Here is an 18395-nt window from a genome sequence, read left to right on the forward strand (position 1 = left end):
GTCCCCAGTGCGATGAAAGCAAGTGATTGCTTCCAGTTTTTCCGGGGTTGGTTACCCGGTTGGATGCCCAAATGAATCAGGCAACTGCAGGTTAAACCTCCCGCACCGTGCAGGCAAGACCATCTTTTCAATCACCGGGACCGGAGTGATTGCCGCAGCCTTCGGACACCCGCCGGCATCCCGAAATCGCCCCAACCGTCCCACATGGAGCATCGGAAACCGCCTACAGCCGGACCCGCGATCCGCTGATCCGGTATTTTTCACGTCGAATCTAACTTAGAGCTTGGTCTCAAAAAGGGGCCGTAACTACCTTGATTCAGGCGGGTTCTGCCCAGAATCAAGGTTTTTATTTGCTTATTCAATATAAAGAAACGATTTGTTATTATTGACAGGTTATTTAACGACCCCATAGAATCCCGCCAGTCCCACAGAAACCTAGGGACAACCCGAATCTCCGCTGCCCCCCTTCACCAAAGAAGCCGGCAACGTCAAACAGGGGTCAACACCCCACAAGGCATGCCTTGGTTTGATGGCGACCCAATCAAAGCCTGCTTGGCCCCCAAAGGGCCTGCAAGCGTAGAAAGGAGTGCTATGACAGCGCTAGGACAATTCGGCCTTGAGGCGCACTTGAAAAGTGTACGCAGCAGTGTTTTAACCATTGCTGATGACATCGCCCAGGGCTTTTTCGAGATCACCCACAACAGCTTTGCCCTTCTGGGCCTGGCGGTCGTGTTCGCGGTGATCACACTGACGGCCCGGCCCGACTTGCGTCAGGCCGGTGAATTCAAGCTCATGACCTGGCTGCAGCAGCGCCAGGAGGCGGCCATCGGCTTTACCGAGCCGGCCGCCATCGAGCGCGCCACGGCGTCCAACCCCAAGGACCTGCCGGCCCAGCAGGCGGCAGTGGCCTACTGGCTCAGCAAGAAATACGGCGTGGCGCCGGAGCCCCTGAGCGTGCTGGTGGCCGAAGCCTTCGACATCGGCCAGAAGGCCAAGCTCGACCCGACCCTGATCCTGGCCATCATGGCCATCGAGTCTGGCTTCAACCCCTTCGCGCAAAGCCCGGTGGGCGCCCAGGGTCTGATGCAGGTCATGACCAAGGTGCACCACGACAAATACGACAACTTCGGCGGCAAGCTGGCGGCCTTCGACCCGGTGACCAACCTGCGCGTCGGCGTCAAGGTGCTGCAGGAATGCATCGCCCGGGCCGGCTCCATCGAGGGCGGCCTCAAATACTATGTGGGCGCCGCCAACATGGAAGACGACGGCGGCTACGCCGGCAAGGTGATGGGGGAACACGCCCGCCTGCTGGCCGTGGTGGCATCGGCGTCCAAGCGCGGCAAGCCTTCGCCCTTCTTTGCCGAGCCCGGCACTTCGCGCCCGGTTCCGGCCTCCCTGCCCGGCAAGTCCGACACGCCGGCCTCGGAGGGCAAGACACCTGAAAAAGTGGCACTGCTGAACCAGTCCTGATCCCTGCCGGCGGCGCGGCCCGAGGGCCCGCCCGCTTGCACCGCAAAGCCGGGCCGCCGCCAGCGCCCGGCTTTTTGCTTTCAGGCCATGGGAATGGGACGATGCGCCGCGGGGTTTTACGCGCCCTCAGTTACACTAGCCGGGTGCGCAACTGGCGATAGGCTCGAGGTTTTTCGCAACCATCGAAGCTGACGTGGGACACCACTGGGAAGCGCACCGCTGAAAGCCGTTGGGCCCAAGCGTTCAGCCGTTCGCCTGGGCAGCCCTTGTTTCATTCATTGAATAGCAGGGACCACGTCTTTAAGGACTGCCATGTACCACCGCGACATCCTGGTCGAACAGACCGACCCCGAAATCTTCGCCGCCATCCAGGCTGAAAACGCCCGGCAAGAGCAGCACATCGAGCTGATCGCCAGCGAAAACTACGCCTCGCCCGCCGTCATGGCCGCGCAGGGCTCGCAACTCACCAACAAATACGCCGAAGGCTATCCCGGCCGCCGCTACTACGGCGGCTGCGAACACGTGGACGTCGCCGAGCAACTGGCCATCGACCGCATCAAGGCGATCTTCGGTGCCGAGGCCGCCAACGTGCAGGCGCATTGCGGCGCTTCGGCCAACGAGGCGGTGTTCCTGGCCTTCCTGAAACCCGGCGACACCATCATGGGCATGAGCCTGGCCGAAGGCGGCCACCTGACGCACGGCATGGCCCTGAACATGAGCGGCAAGTGGTTCAACGTCGTGTCCTACGGCCTGAACGACAAGGAAGAAATCGACTACGACGCGATGGAACGCAAGGCCCACGAAACCAAGCCCAAGCTGATCATCGCGGGCGCCTCGGCCTACAGCCTGCGCATCGACTTCGAGCGCTTCGCCAAGGTAGCCAAGGCCGTCGGCGCCATCTTCATGGTCGACATCGCCCACTACGCCGGCCTGGTGGCCGCGGGCGTCTACCCGAACCCGGTGCCGCATGCCGATATCGTCACCTCGACCACGCACAAAAGCCTGCGCGGCCCGCGCGGCGGCATCATCCTGATGAAGGCCGAGCATGAAAAAGCCATCAACAGCGCCATCTTCCCCGGCCTGCAGGGCGGCCCGCTGATGCATGTGATCGCGGCCAAGGCCGTGGCCTTCAAGGAAGCCATGACGCCCGAGTTCAAGGCCTACCAGCAGCAGGTCGTGAAGAACGCGCAGATCGTCGCCGACACCCTGACGCAGCGCGGCCTGCGCATCGTCAGCGGCCGCACCGAAAGCCACGTGATGCTGGTCGACCTGCGCGCCAAAGGCATTACCGGCAAGGAAGCCGAAGCCGTGCTGGGCAGCGCCCACATGACGATCAACAAGAACGCCATCCCGAACGACCCGGAAAAACCCATGGTCACCAGCGGTGTGCGCATCGGCACCCCGGCCATGACCACCCGCGGCTTCAAGGACGAGGAAGCCCGCGCCACCGCCAACCTGATTGCCGACGTGCTCGACAATCCGCGCGACGCGGCCACCCTGGAAACGGTACGCGCCAAGGTCCACGCCTTGACCAGCCGCTTCCCGGTTTACCGTTAACCATGGCGGACGGCTTGGGGCCCCCTGTTTTCCATCGTGCCCCTGCCGTCCTCAATGGGCTAAAGACCGATTGATGTTTTTAAATTCAGGTCAACACCCATGAAATGCCCTTTCTGCGGCCATCTCGAAACCCAGGTTGTCGAAACCAGGGTGGCCGAGGATGCCGACTTCATACGCCGCCGCCGCCAGTGCGGCGCCTGCGAGAAACGCTTCACCACCTACGAGCGGCCCGACGTCACCTTCCCGTCCATCGTCAAGAAGGACGGCCGGCGCATCGAGTACAAGCGCAGCAAGATCCTGGGCTCCATGAACCTGGCGCTGCGCAAGCGCCCGGTCAGCACCGAGCAGATCGACTCGGCCATCGAGCGTATAGAAGAAAAGCTGCTGAGCCTGGGTGTGCGCGAGGTCGCCTCCAACCGGCTTGGCGAGCTGGTGATGCGCGAGCTCAAGAAGCTCGACAAAGTGGCCTACGTGCGTTTTGCCAGCGTGTACCGCAGCTTTGAGGACATCGACGAGTTCAAGACCCTGGTCGACGAAGTCAGGCGCTAGGGGCCCGGGCGGCGCCGACCGTTTGTCACGCAAAGCTGACCGGGCGTCGAATACAGGAGGCGGGAGCGCCGGCGCATGCTCACAATTGCGCATGTTCGAAAATCTATCGATCGCCGGCCGAGCCACTTCCCGTCCCCAACCGCCCTGGCGGATGAGACGAGCCCAGCGCGGCTTCACCCTGATTGAAATCCTGGTTGTCGTCGCCATCATCGGCATTCTGGCAACGCTTGCGGCGCCTTCTTTCCTGGGCCTGCTCGCCAACTCGTCCGTCACCCGGGCCACCAACGGGTTTATCTCGGATACGCGCTACGCCCGCGGTGAAGCCATGCGGCGCGGAAAGAGCGTGACCATTTGCAGGACCGCCAACTCGACCGCGGCGAGCCCCGTATGCTCCACCGGAAATGGCGCGACCGTCGGCGGCTGGATGCAGGGATGGGTAGTCTTCCTTGACAGCAACAGCAACGGCAGCTTCGACGCCGCGACCGACATCGTGCTGCGCGCCCAGGAGCCCATGGCCGGCATCAGCGACTTTTTCGCCGTGGGCGTCTCCACTCCCACGGCCGTCAGCACCGGGAACGGCATCATTTATGACGCCACGGGCCGCGCCATCGGCCAGTCAGGCCGGTGGCTGGTCCACGCCTCAGGCTCATTTGCCACCAACGCTTACTACACCCGCACCCTGTGCATGAACTCAGTGGGCCGGGTCAAGGTCCAGACGGGGGATGTCGCATGCTCGTAGGATTCACCAGAAAACCCGCTCCTTCGCGCAAGGGGCAACGAGGCTCGTCGCTGCTGGAAGTGCTCATTTCCATACTGCTCATGTCCTTCGGCATGCTGGCGCTCGCCGGCATGCAGGCCTACTCGGTCGCGGCGCAAAAGAACGCGGCCAACCGCGCCATCGCAAGCGCCCTGGCCACGGAACTGGCGGAAGTGATCAGGCTCAACCCGACCGGTCTTTCCGGCGGCAATTACGACGTGGCGATGATGACCACGGGTAACCCCCCGGCCCTCGCGCCCTGCGCCTTTCCCAATTGCACCACCCCCGCGCTGCTGGCTGCCGCGGACCTCACGGCCTTCCAGAGCCGGGTTCGCGCGCTGCTGCCCCAGGGCGGGGTCGAAGTCACCCGTCCCGGCGCCAGCGCAACCCAGGCCAACATCTGGATCGTCTGGGAAGAAGCCGGCGTGCTGGACAACACCCGAAAGGTCGCCGGTGTCGACCAGTCCGCCGAATTGACGTCCGACAACTGCTCGGCCACCGCAAAGGCCCTGGCCACCCTGCCGCGCTGCTTTTACATGAAGGTGCAGTTATGACTTCATTCGCAAAAACCCGCCCGCGGCAGCGTCTTCGCATGCCGGCGGCAAGATTCGCGGGAAGGCGGCAGTCTTCTGGCTTTACCCTGATCGAGCTGCTGATCTCCATGGTGTTGGGCATGGTGATCATAGGCGCCCTGGTTGTCATGTACCTCTCCGGCAGCACGGCCACGCGCAACGCGCAGGCCCAGGGCCAGATGAACGAGGACGCGCAGATGGCGCTCGGCGTTTTTACCCAGGAGCTGCGCCAGGCGGGCTACAACCCCACGCGCACCGGCGGCGTCAAGAACGACCTGGGCCAGGGCGGCTGGAACCTGTACGCCTGCAACACGGGTTTCACGGACGCCACCGTCGCCAACATAAGCGCCCTGACCTGCGCCGGGAGCGGTGGCTTCGGCCTGGCCGTGGCCTACGAGGGTGACCTCAACACCGGTAAAAACACCGCCGGCGGCCTGCCCATGGACTGCATAGGCAACGGCGTGGCGGCCGCGGGCGCGGGGGGCTACTACACCATGCAGTCGCGCATCTCCATCACCAACAACACGCTGACCTGCCGCGGAAGCGGGAACCTGGCGCAATCGCAGGTGCTGGCTGAAAACATTGAAAGCGCGACGGTGAATTTCGCGGTTGCCGAGCCCGCCGTCCCCAACAGCCAGAACGTGCGCGGCTACCTGAGCGCCTCCGGCATCATCAACCCCACGGATGCGGCCCTGACGGCCCTGCCCATGCTGGACCGCTGGAACAAGGTGGTCGCGGCGCAGGTCTGCGTGGTGGTCAGGAGCGAGGACGCCGTGCTGAGGGATCTGGGCACCTCCGCCGTCAAGCCAAGCTATCAAAACTGCGCGGGCGCCGATGTCGACATCACCGACGGCAGGATGCGCCGCGCCTACCGCACCACGGTGCTGCTGCGCAATCACGGAGTAGGTTATGTCAATCCCTGAACCACGCCAAACCGTAAAAATGCACGGGCAGCAGGGCGTCGTGCTGATTGTGGCGCTCATCATGCTGATGATTCTTTCGGTTCTGGCCAGCATCTCGATTCGCGGCGCCTCGTCGACCGAACAGGTGGCCAACCAGAGCCGCCAGCAGGCGCTGGCCCGGCAAACGGCTGAAACCGCCCTGCGCTTTTGCGAGCAGCAGGTGCAGCTCTACGCCGCCAACCCGGCCACCGGCTTCGCGCCTGAGGCAGCCCCCGTCGGCGCCGGCACCAAATACGGCTGGGAAACCATGGCCAATTGGGACACCCTCGCGCCGACGGCCAACCTCAAGACGGTCGCGTTCACCTCGGCCGGCGACGCCGGAACCACCGTTTATTTCACCCGCCAGCCCGAGTGCATGGCGCAGTACCTGACCCCCGCCGACACCAAGGTTTTTGTCACGACGGCCAGAGGCTTCGGCCCTGAAGTCGGCGCGAAAGACGGGAGCGCCCCCAGGGGCACCGAGGTGTGGCTCCAATCTGTAGTAACCATGAAATGATGCTCGACGCGAGCATGAAAGGCCTGGCCATGAAATTTTCCTTTTTGCGAAACGTCGCGTTCTACGCGGTCGCGCTGGTTGCGGCGGACAGTTCATTCGCGGTCGTCGCGCAGGAACCGCTGCTGTCCAGAACCGTGAACGTCAGGCCCAACATTGCGCTGGTGCTCGATACCTCGGGATCCATGGACTGGGAGTGCGTCTATGCCAAGCATGTCAGCGCCGCGCTGCTCGCCGAATCCCCTGGATCCACCAGCATCCCGGGCTTTCATGTGGATTGCATTGGCAGCGGCGACCCTCGCCAGAGTTCCCCTGTCAACAACCTGCTGTTTTACAACCCCAAAAAGCTCTACGCACCGGGTTATGTCGGTGGTGTTCTCCAAGGGAACGCCGCAGTGGATAACACCTCGGTCGTGACCATGTTCCTGCCGAAAACAGGCGTCGACCCGACAACCTTTACTACGTCCAACGACCTCAAGAACACCGGAAACTACGACAGCTACCAGGTCACGACAAGCACTTTCAAAAAGAACGGCTCCAATACCTCCGGCAGCGGCAGCACCAACCCATTCGGGCCGCATGGTGGCACCCGCACGGACTGCGCTGGCGCCACTTGTACCTTCAACGAGGAACGCCAGAACATCGCGAACTGGCGTAAGTACCACATAGACCGCATCAGTTCGGCAAAGACCGGCCTGTCCGCAGCCTTCGCGGGCCAGGCCGACAATTTCCGCCTGGCCTATGGCGACATCAACGGCACGCCCAATACCATGACGGATTTCGGTGTAGCCAAACCCGCTTTCTATGCCTGGCTTGATGCGCGCGTGGCCAGTGGCGGCACGCCGCTGCGCGGCGCGCTTGACAGAGTCGGCAAGTACTACCAGAACAATGCCAACAGCGGCCCCTGGGGATCCAAGCCCTGGGCGCCCCCCACCGGGGAAACGCCGGCCAGCCACCTGTCCTGCCGCCGTTCCTATTCCATGCTGATCACCGACGGCTTTTACACCGATGCAGCGCCCGCGGGCGTAGGCGATGTCGACAGCACCTTGGGGGTTAAATACACCCATGCCCTGGACCCCACCAAAAGCTACCAGTACAAGCCAGGCGACAAAACCGACGTGCGCAACAAAGGCAAATCGGACAAGACCACCGGCGCGGCCGGCACCGCCGACACCCTGGCCGACATTGCGCTGAAATACTGGGCCACTGACCTGCGCCCCGACCTGGCGAACGACTACGGCATCGGCGATGCCTCGGCCCCCCCGTTCTGGCAGAACATGACCAGCTACATGGTCAGCTTCGGCGCACCCGGCAAGATGACCGATGGCGACGTGGGCAGCGCCAAAGCCGGCAACCTGAACTGGGCCGTCCCCGTGCTCAATACCGTCACGACGATTGACGACATGCGCCACGCGGCCCACAACGGCGGCGGCGATTTCCTCACGGTGACCGATGCACAACAATTCGCGACCGATCTGGGCAATGTCATCGGCAGTATCGCGAGTCAGCAGTTCTCGCAAGCCGGTGTAGCGGCATCCGCCACTGACCTGACCGTAGGCACCAAGAAATTTATTCCCTTCTACATTAGCGGCACATGGTGGGGCAACCTCCAGATGAAAGACATAGTTACAAGCTCCGTGGACTGGCAGGTCATCGCCACCGACGGCAACGGACAGCCCACGGGCGCTACCACGCTGCCCGCACCGGCTTCCCGGAAGATTTTCGTCTGGACCGACGCAACCAAGCAGGGCCTCGACTTCACCTATACCAACATCACCACGGCAGCCAACAGCCTGAAGGGCACCAACACCAATATGCAGATGAGCAATGCGGTGACCTCCGACATCATCGACTACCTGCGTGGCGTGCGGACCAAGGAAGGTGCCGGCATGAGAAAACGTCCGGCGGTTCTGGGTGACCTCGTCAATTCGACACCCGCCTACATCAGGAACAACACCAATCCCCAGTATGAGAAGCTTCCAGCATCGACCCCAGGCCTGACCACCTATGCCGCCTACATGGCCAGCAAGGCGGCCCGCACCGAAGGTGTGGTGTTTGTGGGTGGTAATGACGGCATGCTGCATGCATTTGGGGAAGGCTACGGCAGCAATATGGGCGGCCGGGAAGTCTTTGCCTACGTTCCACGGTCCGTACTTGGAAAGCTCGAAGCCCTGACCGATAGTGGCTATCCCTATGCCCACACTTACATGGTGGACGGCCCGATGATGGAGGTCGACGCCTATCTAACAACCCCCAATCTGACCGGCGGAGGCACGTCCACAGGATGGCGCAACCTGGTCGTGGGTACCGCTGGCGCCGGTGCCAAGTCGGTCTTCGCGCTGAATGCCACCGACCCCCTGCTCATGAACGGCAAGGCGATCTTGTGGGAAGTCAATGCGGACCCTGCGTTTCCCGTGATGCCAGGAAACTCCACGACCTCGTTCGCAGAACTGGGCAATGTCCTGACCAAAGCCCAGAGTGGCATCACGGTCAGCGGCAACTGGGTGACCATCTTCGGCAACGGCTATGACAGCAAATCCGGGAAAGCCAGCCTCTTTGTCGTTGAGACCGGCACCGGCAAACTGCTCAAGGAAATCCAGACCGACAACACGACCGGCAACGGCCTTGGCGGCGTGCGCCTGGTTTACAACGACAAACGGCAAATCATCGGCGTCTATGCGGGCGACCTGAAAGGCCGCTTATGGAAATTCGACCTGAGCGGTGCCACTTCTTCCGCTTGGGGCCTTGGCAACGGCGGTGTTGCGCTGTTCACCGCGCTCAGCGGCGCAACACCCTTGCCCATTACAGGCGCGCCGGCTGTGATTGAACGGACCGACCAGCCCGGCTTCATACCCAGCTATATAGTGATCGTGGCTACCGGCAAGTTGTTTGAGGCGGCTGACCCTTCCGTGACGACGCCGATCCAGCAAGTCTATGGTCTGTGGGACCGCAAGCCGTTCGGCTCCACGGGTTCCGACTCCATTACCGACTCGCAACTCGAAGGTCTTAAACACACCCTCGTTACCGGGAGTATCGATCCAAGCACTGGCGAGACAATCAACGGCGGCGGCGCCACTGACGTCGGCGGGATCAGCTTTGTCAATCCGGCAGTCACCACCCTTGACTGGTCCACCCGTCGGGGCTGGAAGCTGGCTCAAGATACCTTTACCGGTCAACGCACCATCTCAGAGATTAATATGGTGGACGAAGTGGTCAAAGTCGACACAGTTGCACCAATCACCAGCGCATCGAGCTGCCTGGCCGCGACAAGCAAAGGACAGACCTACACGATCAATCCATTCACCGGGCTTTGCCGTGCGGGCGGCACACTGGACACAAATGGCGATAAACTGATTGACGAGAGGGACGCGAACGTCTGCACCTTCACCACACCCGCTGATGGCGTCGACGTTGTCCTCGTTATCCGAAACTCCTTGGGTGAAGACACCGGCCTGCGAAGCGTTCAGACTGCAAGCGGCTCTATCACGATTCGCACCAAGGGCGCCCCCCCACCCCAGGACTGCACCAACCCGGTCTATGCGGTAGCCCACGTTGCTGAATGCGGCAGTTGCGCCGACGCGGCTTACGCTGCAGCGCATGCGCCCGAGTGCACGACGGCCAATTGCAGCAGCGCCTCCTACCGGGCCGCCCACCCCGGCGAATGCCCAGGCTCCGTCCTGAACCGTTCGTGGCGCCAGCTCTTCCCGCGTGCCAACTGAGCTTGAAAATCGCTGCTTTTACAAAGAGAATCATTCCATGATGTCCAAACTGAAAAAAAACAGCGGCTCGGCGGGCTTTACGCTGATTGAGCTGATGATCGTGGTGGCAATCGTCGGCTTGCTGGCCGCGATCGCCCTGCCCTCTTACCAGAGCTACATCGCGCGCGGCAACCGTGCCGCGGCGCGGGCGCAGCTTTCGCAGGCCGCCCAGTACATGCAGCGCTTCTACGCGGCCAACGACCGTTACGACGCGGACCGCACCGGCTCGCAGACCATCTGGGCCACCATGCCGCCCGCCTTGCTCAGATCGCCCGCCGAAGGCACGCAACTCTACGCGATCTCCAACACCGGCGCCGGCCCCAGCAGCGCCACGTCAAGCACATTCACGCTTATCATGCGTCCTTTGAGCACGGCCAACATGGCCAACGACAAGTGCGGCGGCTTCACCCTGACGCAGTCGGGGGCCAAAGGCATCACCGCCGCAGGCGCGACCGCCGACTTGATCGCGGAATGTTGGCGTTAAAGCACTAGGCCCCGTCCCTGATGTGGCCGCAGCAGGAAACCATGCAGCAGCCCATCCATACAGCCTCCTCTCTCGAATTCATCCAGGCCGCCCTGCAGGCCGCAGCCAACGCGCCCTTCAGCGCATCGCCCAATCCCCGCATTGGCTGTGTCCTGGTATCCCCCGCGGGACAAACCATAGGCACCGGCCACACACAGCAGGCCGGAGGCCCCCACGCGGAAATCATGGCCCTGCGCGATGCGGCGGCCCGGGGCCATTCCACCGAAGGCGCCACCGCCTATGTCACGCTGGAGCCCTGCTCCCACCATGGACGCACCGGCCCCTGCTGCGACGCCCTCGTTGCCGCGGGCATCCGCAAAGTTGTTGCCTCCATGGCCGACCCCAATCCGCTGGTTTCCGGCCAGGGCTTTGAACGCCTGCGCGCGGCCGGTGTAGCGGTGGAAGTGGGCGCCGGTGCTGCGCAGGCCAGGGAACTGAATATCGGCTTCTTCAGCCGCATGGTCCGCAAGACCCCCTGGGTGCGCATGAAAATCGCCGCCTCGCTGGACGGCGCCACCGCCCTGGCCAACGGCCAGAGCCAATGGATCACCTCGCCCGAAGCCCGGGCCGACGGCCATGCCTGGCGCGCGCGGGCCGGTGCCGTGCTGACGGGCATAGGCACGGTGCTGCAAGATAACCCCCGGCTGGACGTCCGGCTGGTGGATACGCCCAGGCAACCCTTTCGCGTGATCGTCGACAGCCTGCTGCAGACGCCGGTGGACGCGAAGATTTTCGAGGCCGGCGGGCCGGTGTGGATTTACACGGCGGTTCAGGACACTTCGCGGGAGGCCGCTCTCACGGCCAAAGGCGCGACGGTGACCTGCCTGCCCGATGCCCGCGGAAAAGTGGACCTGGCCGCCATGATGAAAAACCTGGCGCACCGCGAAATCAACGACCTGCATGTGGAGGCCGGCAGCAAGCTCAACGGTTCCCTGGTCCGCGAAGGGCTGGTCGACGAATTCCTGGTCTACCTCGCGCCCAAGCTGCTGGGCCCGGGTATGGGCATGGCCTCGTTCGGCCCCCTGGAGCAGCTCGGTGATGCCGTGGCCCTGCAATTCCATTCCGCCGAGAGGGTAGGCCCGGACCTGCGCGTGCTGGCCCGTGGCGTGGGCAGGGACCAGTTCTAGCTCGATTTCATGCGGCCCGGGCGGCTTTTACCGGGCAATAGTGGCCTTTCCCCACGCCGGGGCTGGAATCCCTGCGAAAATAGCGCATGTTTACCGGAATCATTACCGGCTTGGGGCGCATCGTCGCCATCCAAAGCCTGGGCAGCTCTTCAGACCACGGCAAGCGGCTCACCATCGAGGCGCCTGCGGGTTACCTCGACGACGTGGGCCTGGGCGACAGCATCGCGCTCAACGGCGCCTGCATGACGGCCACCACACTGGACCTGCCCCTCAATCGCTTCACCATCGACATTTCCGCCGAATCGCTGGCCAAAACCACAGGCCTTGCCGAAACCGGCACCGTCAACCTCGAAAAAGCCCTGCGCGCCCACGACCGCCTGGGCGGCCATATCGTCTCGGGCCATGTCGACGGAATCGGCCGCGTCACGCATTTCGCCGAGGTCGGTGAAAGCTGGGAGCTGCGCATACTGGCCCCGCGCGAACTCGGCAAATACCTGGCCTACAAGGGCTCCATCACCGTCAACGGCGTGAGCCTGACGGTCAACCGGGTCACCGACCAGGCCGATGGCACGGAGCTCAGCATCAACCTGATCCCGCATACCGTGCAGAACACCGCCTTGGGCCGGCTGACCGCCGGCTCCCAGGTCAACCTCGAAATCGACCTGATCGCGCGCTACGTCGAGCGCATGCTGGGCGACACCCACAACAATATTTCAAAGAAGCCCTGAACCATGAGCACTGCCATTTCCCCCGTTGAAGACATCGTCGCCGACATGCGCGCCGGCCGCATGGTCATCCTGATCGACGAGGAAGACCGCGAGAACGAAGGCGACCTGGTGCTCGCGGCCGACCACGTCACGCCAGAGGCCATCAACTTCATGGCGCGTTTCGGCCGCGGCCTGATCTGCCTGACCCTGACCCGCGAACGCTGCGAGCTGCTGCAGCTGCCGCCCATGGCAACGCGCAACGGCACCAAACATTCCACGGCGTTTACGGTTTCCATTGAGGCCGCCGAAGGCGTGACCACCGGCATCTCGGCCGCCGACCGCGCCCGCACCGTGCAGGCCGCCGTCGCCAAAAACGCCAAGGTCAGCGACCTGGTGCAGCCCGGCCACATCTTCCCGCTGCAGGCGGTGGACGGCGGCGTGCTGATGCGCGCCGGCCATACCGAAGCCGGCTGCGACCTGGCCGGCATGGCCGGCTGCTCGCCGGCCGCCGTGATCTGCGAGATCATGAAGGACGACGGCACCATGGCCCGCCTGCCCGACCTGCTGGTCTTCGCGGCCGAGCACGGCCTCAAGATAGGCACCATCGCCGACCTGATCGAGCACCGCAGCCGCAACGACTCCCTGGTCGAAAAAATCGGCTGCCGCACGCTGCAGACCGCCTTCGGCGAGTTCACCGCCCACGCCTTTCGCGACAAGCCCAGCCAGGGCCTGCACCTGGCCCTGGTCAGGGGCGAATGGTCGGCCGACGCCGTCGTGGCCGCGCGCGTGCATGAGCCGCTGTCGGTGCTGGACGTGCTGGAAACCGGCCGCCCCATGCACTCCTGGAGCCTGGACCAAAGCCTCAAACACATCGCCGATGAAGGCCGGGGTGTGGCCGTGCTGCTCAACTGCGGCGAAAGCGCAGCGCAGCTGCTGGCCCAGTTCGAAGGCACGGCACGCGCCAGCCAGGCGCCCGAGCGCGGCCGCATGGACCTGCGCACCTACGGCGTGGGCGCGCAGATCTTGCGCGAATGCGGCGTGCACCGCATGAACCTCATGGGCAACCCGCGCCGCATGCCCAGCATGACGGGCTACGGCCTGGAAATCGTCGGCTACATCACCCGGGACTGAGCTTTTCGCCAGCCCATCAAGCTACACATCAATCAAAAGGGAATCATCGTGTTCGGAGCAGAAAAAGGTACGGCCGACAAACTGGACGGCAGAAAACTTTCCATAGGCATCGTGCAGGCGCGCTTCAATGAAAGCGTCACCAATGCGCTGGCCGAGGCTTGCAAACACGAGCTTGCCGCCCTGGGCGTGCATGAGGACAACATTCGCCACGTCAAGGTGCCCGGCGCGCTGGAGGTGCCCTGCGCGCTGCAGGCGCTGGCTGAAAGCGACAAGTACGACGCGCTGATCGCCCTGGGCTGCATCATCCGCGGCGAGACCTACCACTTCGAGCTGGTGGCCAACGAAAGCGGTGCCGCCGTCACGCGCCTGGCGCTGGACTACCAGCTGCCTATCGCCAATGCCATCCTGACGACCGAGAACCTCGCGCAGGCCCAGGCCCGCCAGGACGAAAAAGGGCGCGACGCCGCGCGCGTGGCCGTCGAAATGGCCAACCTGATCAATGAAATTGCCTGAGCGCGCTCACCCCCTTAACCTGACTGGCACTTTTCATGGCTGAACCCATCATCAAACCCAAACGCCCGCCGCAGACCCGCACCGGCCTGACCGACACCGGCGTCAAAAAAGCGGCCGACAAATCGGCGCGCACGCGCGCGCGCGAATTCGCCCTGCAGGCTCTTTACCAGCACCTGGTGGGACGCAACGAGGCCGATTCGATAGACGCCTTCACACGCGACCTCGCGGGCTTTCACAAGGCCGATTCGGCCCACTACGACGCGCTGCTGCACGGCTGCATCGCCGACGCCAAAACGCTGGACGCGGGCATTGTTCCGCTGCTGGACCGGCCCATGGCCGAGATCTCGCCCATCGAGCACGCGGTATTGTGGATAGGCGCTTACGAATTCACCCACTGCCTGGACGTGCCCTGGCGCGTCGTGATCAACGAGTGCATAGAACTGGCCAAGGCCTTTGGCGGCACTGACGGCCACAAATACGTCAACGGCGTGCTCAACAAGATGGCGCCCGCCCTTCGCGCCGCCGAAGTCGCCGCCGACAAAGCCCGACAAGCCGCCCGGTGAAAGGCCTGCCGTGAAAATCGCCCGGCGGGCTCAACGCATAGAGCCCTTTTATGTCATGGAGGTCGCCAAGGCGGCCTCGGCGCTGGCGCAGGAATTCGCCCACAGCGACCGGCCCATGATCTTCCTGAACATCGGCGAGCCCGACTTCACCGCGCCGCCCCTGGTGCAGGAGGCCGCGGCCCGCGCGATCTCGCAGGGCAACACGCAGTACACCCAGGCCACCGGCCTGCCGGCGCTGCGCGAGCACATCAGCGCCTGGTATGCCGCGCGTTTCGGCGCGCAAGTCGCGCCCAGCCGCATCATCATCACGGCGGGGGCCTCGGCCGCGCTGCAGCTGGCCTGCCTGGCGCTGATCGAGGCCGGCGATGAAATCCTGATGCCCGACCCCAGCTACCCCTGCAACCGGCATTTTGTCAGCGCCGCCGAGGGCAACGCCGTGCTGGTGCCGACCACCGCGGCCGAACGCTTCCAGCTCACCCGCGAAAAAGTCGAGGCCGCCTGGAAGCCCCAGACGCGCGGCGTGCTGCTGGCCTCGCCCTCCAACCCGACAGGCACCTCGATCGCCCCCGAAGAGCTCCAGCGCATCCACGAATTCGTACACGCCCGCGACGGCATCACGCTGATCGATGAAATCTACCTGGGCCTGAGCTACGAAGAGCATTTCGGCCACTCGGCCCTGGCCATGCCCGGCGAGCTGGGCCAGAGCGTCATCAGCATCAACAGCTTCAGCAAATACTTCAACATGACCGGCTGGCGCCTGGGCTGGCTGGTGGTGCCCGAGGCGCTGGCGCCGGTGGTCGAGCGCATCGCGCAAAACCTCTTCATCTGCCCCAGCACCGTGGCCCAGCATGCGGCGCTGGCCTGCTTCGAGCCCGAAAGCCTGCGGGAATACGAACGCCGCCGCGCCGAATTCAAGGCGCGCCGCGACTACTTCATCCCCGAACTGAATCGCCTGGGCCTGACGGTGCCGGTGATGCCCGACGGTGCGTTTTACGCCTATGCCGACTGCACCGCCGCAGCCGCGCGCCTGGGCGTCAGCGGCAGCTGGGACTTCGCGTTCGAACTCATGAAGCGCGCCCACCTGGCGGTCACCCCGGGCCGCGATTTCGGCCATGCGGCGCCTGAACAATTCATCCGCTTTTCCACGGCCAACTCCATGGCGCAGTTGCAGGAAGCCGTGGCCAGGCTCAAGGCAGTGCTGGCATGAGCGCAGGCGCGCGGGTTTTCAGCTGGCCTTTACGGGTCTATTGGGAAGACACCGACGCCGGCGGCATTGTTTTTTACGCGAACTACCTGAAATTTTTTGAACGTTCGCGCACCGAATGGCTCAGATCACTCGGTATTGAACAGCAGCGCCTGCGGGAAAGCACGGGCGGCATCTTCGTAGTGGCGGAAACCAGCATCCGCTACCATCGTTCCGCCCGGCTGGACGATGAACTGATTGTTACGGCAAGCCTGGTCGAAGCCGGCCGCGCGTCCATGATAATCAGCCAGCAGGCGCTATTAAAAACAGAGCAGCCACCCGGGCAGCCGGCGCCACTGCTCTGTGAAGGCAGCATACGCATAGGCTGGGTCGACGCCGCCAGCCTGCAGCCACGGCGCATTCCGGCTTCCATTCTTGACAGCTTAAAAACTGATACGGCCACAACATGAACCAAGACCTGTCCATCGTCAGCCTCATCCTCAATGCCAGCTGGGTCGTGCAGGCCGTCGTGGCGCTGCTGGTCGGCGTGTCCATCGCCAGCTGGGCCGCGATCTTCCGCAAGATCGTCGCGCTCAAGCGCGTGCAGAAGCTCAACGACGAGTTCGACCGCGAATTCTGGTCGGGCACCAGCCTGAACGACCTCTTCGCCGGCGCCGCGCAGAACGCCAAACATTCGGGCGCGATGGAACGGATTTTCGCCAGCGGCATGCGTGAATACCAGAAGCTGCGCGAGCGCCACATCACCGACCCCGGCACGCTGCTGGACGGCGCGCGCCGCGCCATGCGCGCGAGCTACCAGCGCGAACTCGACGCTATCGAATCCAACCTGTCCTTCCTGGCCACCGTCGGGTCGGTATCGCCTTACGTGGGCCTGTTCGGCACCGTCTGGGGCATCATGCACGCCTTCACCGGCCTGGCGGCCCTGGAGCAGGTCACGCTGGCCACGGTGGCGCCCGGCATCGCCGAAGCGCTGGTGGCCACCGCCATTGGCCTGTTCGCGGCGATTCCGGCCGTCGTCGCCTATAACCGCTTCTCGCACGACATAGACCGCGTGGCCAACCGGCTGGAGACTTTCATCGAAGAGTTCTCCAACATCCTGCAGCGCAACCTGGGCGCCCAATCACCTTCGGGCCACTAGAGCTGTAAGGAGACCGCCATGCCAGCAGTCAATTCCCGCCGCGGCCGCGGCCGGCGCACCATCAGTGAGATCAACATGGTGCCTTTTATCGACGTGATGCTGGTGCTGCTCATCATCTTCATGGTGACGGCGCCGCTGATCACGCCCAGCATGATCGCACTGCCCAAGGTCGGCAAGGCGCCCAGTCAGCCGCAGAACCCGGTGCAGATCCTGATCGGCAAGGATGAAACCGTGCAGATCAAGATCAAGACCGACAGCGTGCCCAGCCAGGTGCGCAACGTCGCGGCCGACATCGCACGGCTGGAGCCGGGCGTGAAGGCCGAGGGCGCGCAGGCCGTGCCCGTGGTCATCAGCGCCGACAAATCCATCAAGTACGAAACCGTGGTCCAGGTCATGGACAACCTGCAAAAAGCCGGTGTCTCGCGCGTGGGCCTGTCGGTGCAGACCGGCAACAAGTAGCCGCCTGGCCGCCCGGAGTTCGCCATGCCCAGCGCCGCAGACCGCATCGAGTTCGGACCGCCCCGCGACACGGGTTCGCTGCGCGCCTTCGGCTTGGCCGTGCTTGCCCACTTGCTGTTGATGGCAGCGCTGACCTGGGGCATCAACTGGAAGCACAGCGACAAGGCGGCGTCCTTCGAGGCCGAAATATGGACCAGCGTGCCGCAGGCCGTGGCGCCCAAGCTGGTCGAAGCCCCCACCCCGCCGCCGCCACCGCCGGCCCCCCCCACGCCGGAAGTGAAGCCGCCGCCCCCTCCCACGCCCAATGTCGACATTGCGCTGGAGCAGGAGAAAAAACGCAAGCTGCTGCAGCAGCAAAAAGAGGCCGAGAACCAGAAGCAGGAAAAGCTCAAGGCCGAGCTGCAGGCGAAAAAAGACAAAGAGCTGAAAGAGCAGAAGGCCAGGGAAGAACTGGCCAAGCGCAAGGCCGCCGAAGACGCCAAGAAGCTGGACACGAAAGAGGCGGAAAAGAAAAAACTGGCGGATGCGGAAGCGGAAAAGCAGCGCCAGGCGAACATCAGGCGCGCCATGGGCCTGGCCGGTGCAACAGGCAGCCCCGACGCCACCGGCACGGCGCAAAGGGCCAGCGGTCCATCAGCGAATTACAGAGGACGGCTGGCCGCTTTGTTCAAGCGCAACATCGTCTTTGCCAATCCTGAAAGCATTCAGGGCAACCCGAAAGCCGTCGTCCAGGTGAAAGTTTCCTCCACGGGACTGATCATGAGTTCGAGGCTGAGCAAATCCAGCGGCGTGCAAGCCTGGGACGATGCCGTTCTCCGGGCCGTGGAGAAGGCGGAACGCATTCCTCCGGATGAAAACGGCAAGATCATCACCGACTTTCCCGTTGAATTCGGCCCCAAGGACTAGGCCCGG

The 18395-nt window shown here is 63.7% G+C and carries 19 protein-coding genes and 1 riboswitch; all 19 genes read left to right on the top strand.

The features are described 5' to 3' along the window. Positions 1-591: 591 nt before the first annotated feature. The 19 genes from BLQ85_RS05740 to tolA all read left to right on the top strand — a co-directional run bounded on the left by BLQ85_RS05740 (position 592) and on the right by tolA (position 18389). Positions 592-1470, top strand: coding sequence for a lytic transglycosylase domain-containing protein (locus tag BLQ85_RS05740; protein WP_074575381.1), 879 nt, complete (start codon positions 592-594; stop codon positions 1468-1470). Positions 1471-1607: 137 nt separating this feature from the next. Continuing rightward, a riboswitch (ZMP/ZTP riboswitch) is annotated at positions 1608-1738 on the top strand. 44 nt (positions 1739-1782) lie between these two features. Then, positions 1783-3027 carry a serine hydroxymethyltransferase gene (glyA, locus tag BLQ85_RS05745; protein WP_074575382.1) on the top strand — a complete coding sequence of 415 codons (1245 nt, stop codon included), beginning with the start codon at positions 1783-1785 and terminating at the stop codon, positions 3025-3027. 99 nt (positions 3028-3126) lie between these two features. Further along, a complete protein-coding gene (nrdR, locus tag BLQ85_RS05750; RefSeq protein ID WP_007872661.1) occupies positions 3127-3576 on the top strand; it encodes a transcriptional regulator NrdR in 450 nt (149 codons plus the stop codon). A gap of 151 nt (positions 3577-3727) precedes the next feature. Beyond that, positions 3728-4315, top strand: coding sequence for a GspH/FimT family pseudopilin (locus tag BLQ85_RS24755; protein ID WP_305790503.1), 588 nt, complete (start codon positions 3728-3730; stop codon positions 4313-4315). Further along, complete coding sequence (gene pilV / locus BLQ85_RS05760; RefSeq protein ID WP_074575384.1) at positions 4306-4887, top strand: type IV pilus modification protein PilV; 582 nt, start codon at positions 4306-4308, stop codon at positions 4885-4887. The genes BLQ85_RS24755 and pilV overlap by 10 nt, the downstream gene beginning before the upstream one ends. Continuing rightward, entirely contained in the window at positions 4884-5828 is a 945-nt protein-coding gene (locus BLQ85_RS05765; protein ID WP_083336756.1) for a PilW family protein, read from the top strand. Before pilV ends, BLQ85_RS05765 begins: the two co-directional genes overlap by 4 nt. Next, positions 5815-6363, top strand: coding sequence for a pilus assembly PilX family protein (locus tag BLQ85_RS05770; protein ID WP_139200904.1), 549 nt, complete (start codon positions 5815-5817; stop codon positions 6361-6363). Before BLQ85_RS05765 ends, BLQ85_RS05770 begins: the two co-directional genes overlap by 14 nt. Continuing rightward, the gene (locus BLQ85_RS05775) at positions 6360-10079 is read left to right on the top strand and encodes a pilus assembly protein (RefSeq protein WP_074575387.1); all 3720 of its coding nucleotides are present in this window, start codon (positions 6360-6362) and stop codon (positions 10077-10079) included. Before BLQ85_RS05770 ends, BLQ85_RS05775 begins: the two co-directional genes overlap by 4 nt. Positions 10080-10128: 49 nt before the next feature. Next, a complete protein-coding gene (locus BLQ85_RS05780) occupies positions 10129-10602 on the top strand; it encodes a type IV pilin protein (RefSeq protein WP_217631809.1) in 474 nt (157 codons plus the stop codon). A gap of 41 nt (positions 10603-10643) precedes the next feature. Beyond that, entirely contained in the window at positions 10644-11768 is a 1125-nt protein-coding gene (ribD, locus tag BLQ85_RS05785; RefSeq protein ID WP_139200905.1) for a bifunctional diaminohydroxyphosphoribosylaminopyrimidine deaminase/5-amino-6-(5-phosphoribosylamino)uracil reductase RibD, read from the top strand. Positions 11769-11854: 86 nt separating this feature from the next. Continuing rightward, entirely contained in the window at positions 11855-12496 is a 642-nt protein-coding gene (locus tag BLQ85_RS05790) for a riboflavin synthase (protein ID WP_074575389.1), read from the top strand. Between the two features lie 3 nt (positions 12497-12499). Beyond that, the gene (gene ribBA / locus BLQ85_RS05795) at positions 12500-13606 is read left to right on the top strand and encodes a bifunctional 3,4-dihydroxy-2-butanone-4-phosphate synthase/GTP cyclohydrolase II (RefSeq protein ID WP_074575390.1); all 1107 of its coding nucleotides are present in this window, start codon (positions 12500-12502) and stop codon (positions 13604-13606) included. Between the two features lie 48 nt (positions 13607-13654). After that, positions 13655-14119 carry a 6,7-dimethyl-8-ribityllumazine synthase gene (gene ribH / locus BLQ85_RS05800; protein ID WP_074575391.1) on the top strand — a complete coding sequence of 155 codons (465 nt, stop codon included), beginning with the start codon at positions 13655-13657 and terminating at the stop codon, positions 14117-14119. Between the two features lie 35 nt (positions 14120-14154). Then, positions 14155-14682 (top strand): transcription antitermination factor NusB, encoded by a 528-nt coding sequence (gene nusB / locus BLQ85_RS05805; protein ID WP_074575392.1) that lies wholly within the window; start codon positions 14155-14157, stop codon positions 14680-14682. A gap of 10 nt (positions 14683-14692) precedes the next feature. Next, positions 14693-15889: a pyridoxal phosphate-dependent aminotransferase gene (locus tag BLQ85_RS05810; protein WP_074575393.1), complete on the top strand. Its 1197-nt coding sequence runs from the start codon at positions 14693-14695 to the stop codon at positions 15887-15889. Next, a complete protein-coding gene (locus BLQ85_RS05815; RefSeq protein WP_074575394.1) occupies positions 15886-16335 on the top strand; it encodes a tol-pal system-associated acyl-CoA thioesterase in 450 nt (149 codons plus the stop codon). The genes BLQ85_RS05810 and BLQ85_RS05815 overlap by 4 nt, the downstream gene beginning before the upstream one ends. Then, positions 16332-17024 (top strand): protein TolQ, encoded by a 693-nt coding sequence (tolQ, locus tag BLQ85_RS05820; protein ID WP_074575395.1) that lies wholly within the window; start codon positions 16332-16334, stop codon positions 17022-17024. Before BLQ85_RS05815 ends, tolQ begins: the two co-directional genes overlap by 4 nt. Before the next feature lie 18 nt (positions 17025-17042). Next, the gene (locus tag BLQ85_RS05825) at positions 17043-17483 is read left to right on the top strand and encodes a biopolymer transporter ExbD (protein ID WP_074575396.1); all 441 of its coding nucleotides are present in this window, start codon (positions 17043-17045) and stop codon (positions 17481-17483) included. 24 nt (positions 17484-17507) lie between these two features. Further along, positions 17508-18389 (top strand): cell envelope integrity protein TolA, encoded by an 882-nt coding sequence (gene tolA, locus BLQ85_RS05830; protein WP_074575397.1) that lies wholly within the window; start codon positions 17508-17510, stop codon positions 18387-18389. Positions 18390-18395 lie beyond the last annotated feature (6 nt).

It is taken from the genome of Polaromonas sp. JS666 (assembly GCF_900103405.1).
Taxonomy (GTDB): Bacteria; Pseudomonadota; Gammaproteobacteria; order Burkholderiales; family Burkholderiaceae_C; genus Polaromonas.

Excerpts from the sequence above, each read along its gene's own strand:
- BLQ85_RS05740 (WP_074575381.1), top strand. The coding sequence starts at position 592 with ATGACAGCGCTAGGACAATTCGGCCTTGAGGCGCACTTGAAAAGTGTA.
- glyA (WP_074575382.1), top strand. The coding sequence starts at position 1,783 with ATGTACCACCGCGACATCCTGGTCGAACAGACCGACCCCGAAATCTTC.
- nrdR (WP_007872661.1), top strand. The coding sequence starts at position 3,127 with ATGAAATGCCCTTTCTGCGGCCATCTCGAAACCCAGGTTGTCGAAACC.
- BLQ85_RS24755 (WP_305790503.1), top strand. The coding sequence starts at position 3,728 with ATGAGACGAGCCCAGCGCGGCTTCACCCTGATTGAAATCCTGGTTGTC.
- pilV (WP_074575384.1), top strand. The coding sequence starts at position 4,306 with ATGCTCGTAGGATTCACCAGAAAACCCGCTCCTTCGCGCAAGGGGCAA.
- BLQ85_RS05765 (WP_083336756.1), top strand. The coding sequence starts at position 4,884 with ATGACTTCATTCGCAAAAACCCGCCCGCGGCAGCGTCTTCGCATGCCG.
- BLQ85_RS05770 (WP_139200904.1), top strand. The coding sequence starts at position 5,815 with ATGTCAATCCCTGAACCACGCCAAACCGTAAAAATGCACGGGCAGCAG.
- BLQ85_RS05775 (WP_074575387.1), top strand. The coding sequence starts at position 6,360 with ATGATGCTCGACGCGAGCATGAAAGGCCTGGCCATGAAATTTTCCTTT.
- ribD (WP_139200905.1), top strand. The coding sequence starts at position 10,644 with ATGCAGCAGCCCATCCATACAGCCTCCTCTCTCGAATTCATCCAGGCC.
- BLQ85_RS05790 (WP_074575389.1), top strand. The coding sequence starts at position 11,855 with ATGTTTACCGGAATCATTACCGGCTTGGGGCGCATCGTCGCCATCCAA.
- ribBA (WP_074575390.1), top strand. The coding sequence starts at position 12,500 with ATGAGCACTGCCATTTCCCCCGTTGAAGACATCGTCGCCGACATGCGC.
- nusB (WP_074575392.1), top strand. The coding sequence starts at position 14,155 with ATGGCTGAACCCATCATCAAACCCAAACGCCCGCCGCAGACCCGCACC.
- BLQ85_RS05815 (WP_074575394.1), top strand. The coding sequence starts at position 15,886 with ATGAGCGCAGGCGCGCGGGTTTTCAGCTGGCCTTTACGGGTCTATTGG.
- tolQ (WP_074575395.1), top strand. The coding sequence starts at position 16,332 with ATGAACCAAGACCTGTCCATCGTCAGCCTCATCCTCAATGCCAGCTGG.
- BLQ85_RS05825 (WP_074575396.1), top strand. The coding sequence starts at position 17,043 with ATGCCAGCAGTCAATTCCCGCCGCGGCCGCGGCCGGCGCACCATCAGT.
- tolA (WP_074575397.1), top strand. The coding sequence starts at position 17,508 with ATGCCCAGCGCCGCAGACCGCATCGAGTTCGGACCGCCCCGCGACACG.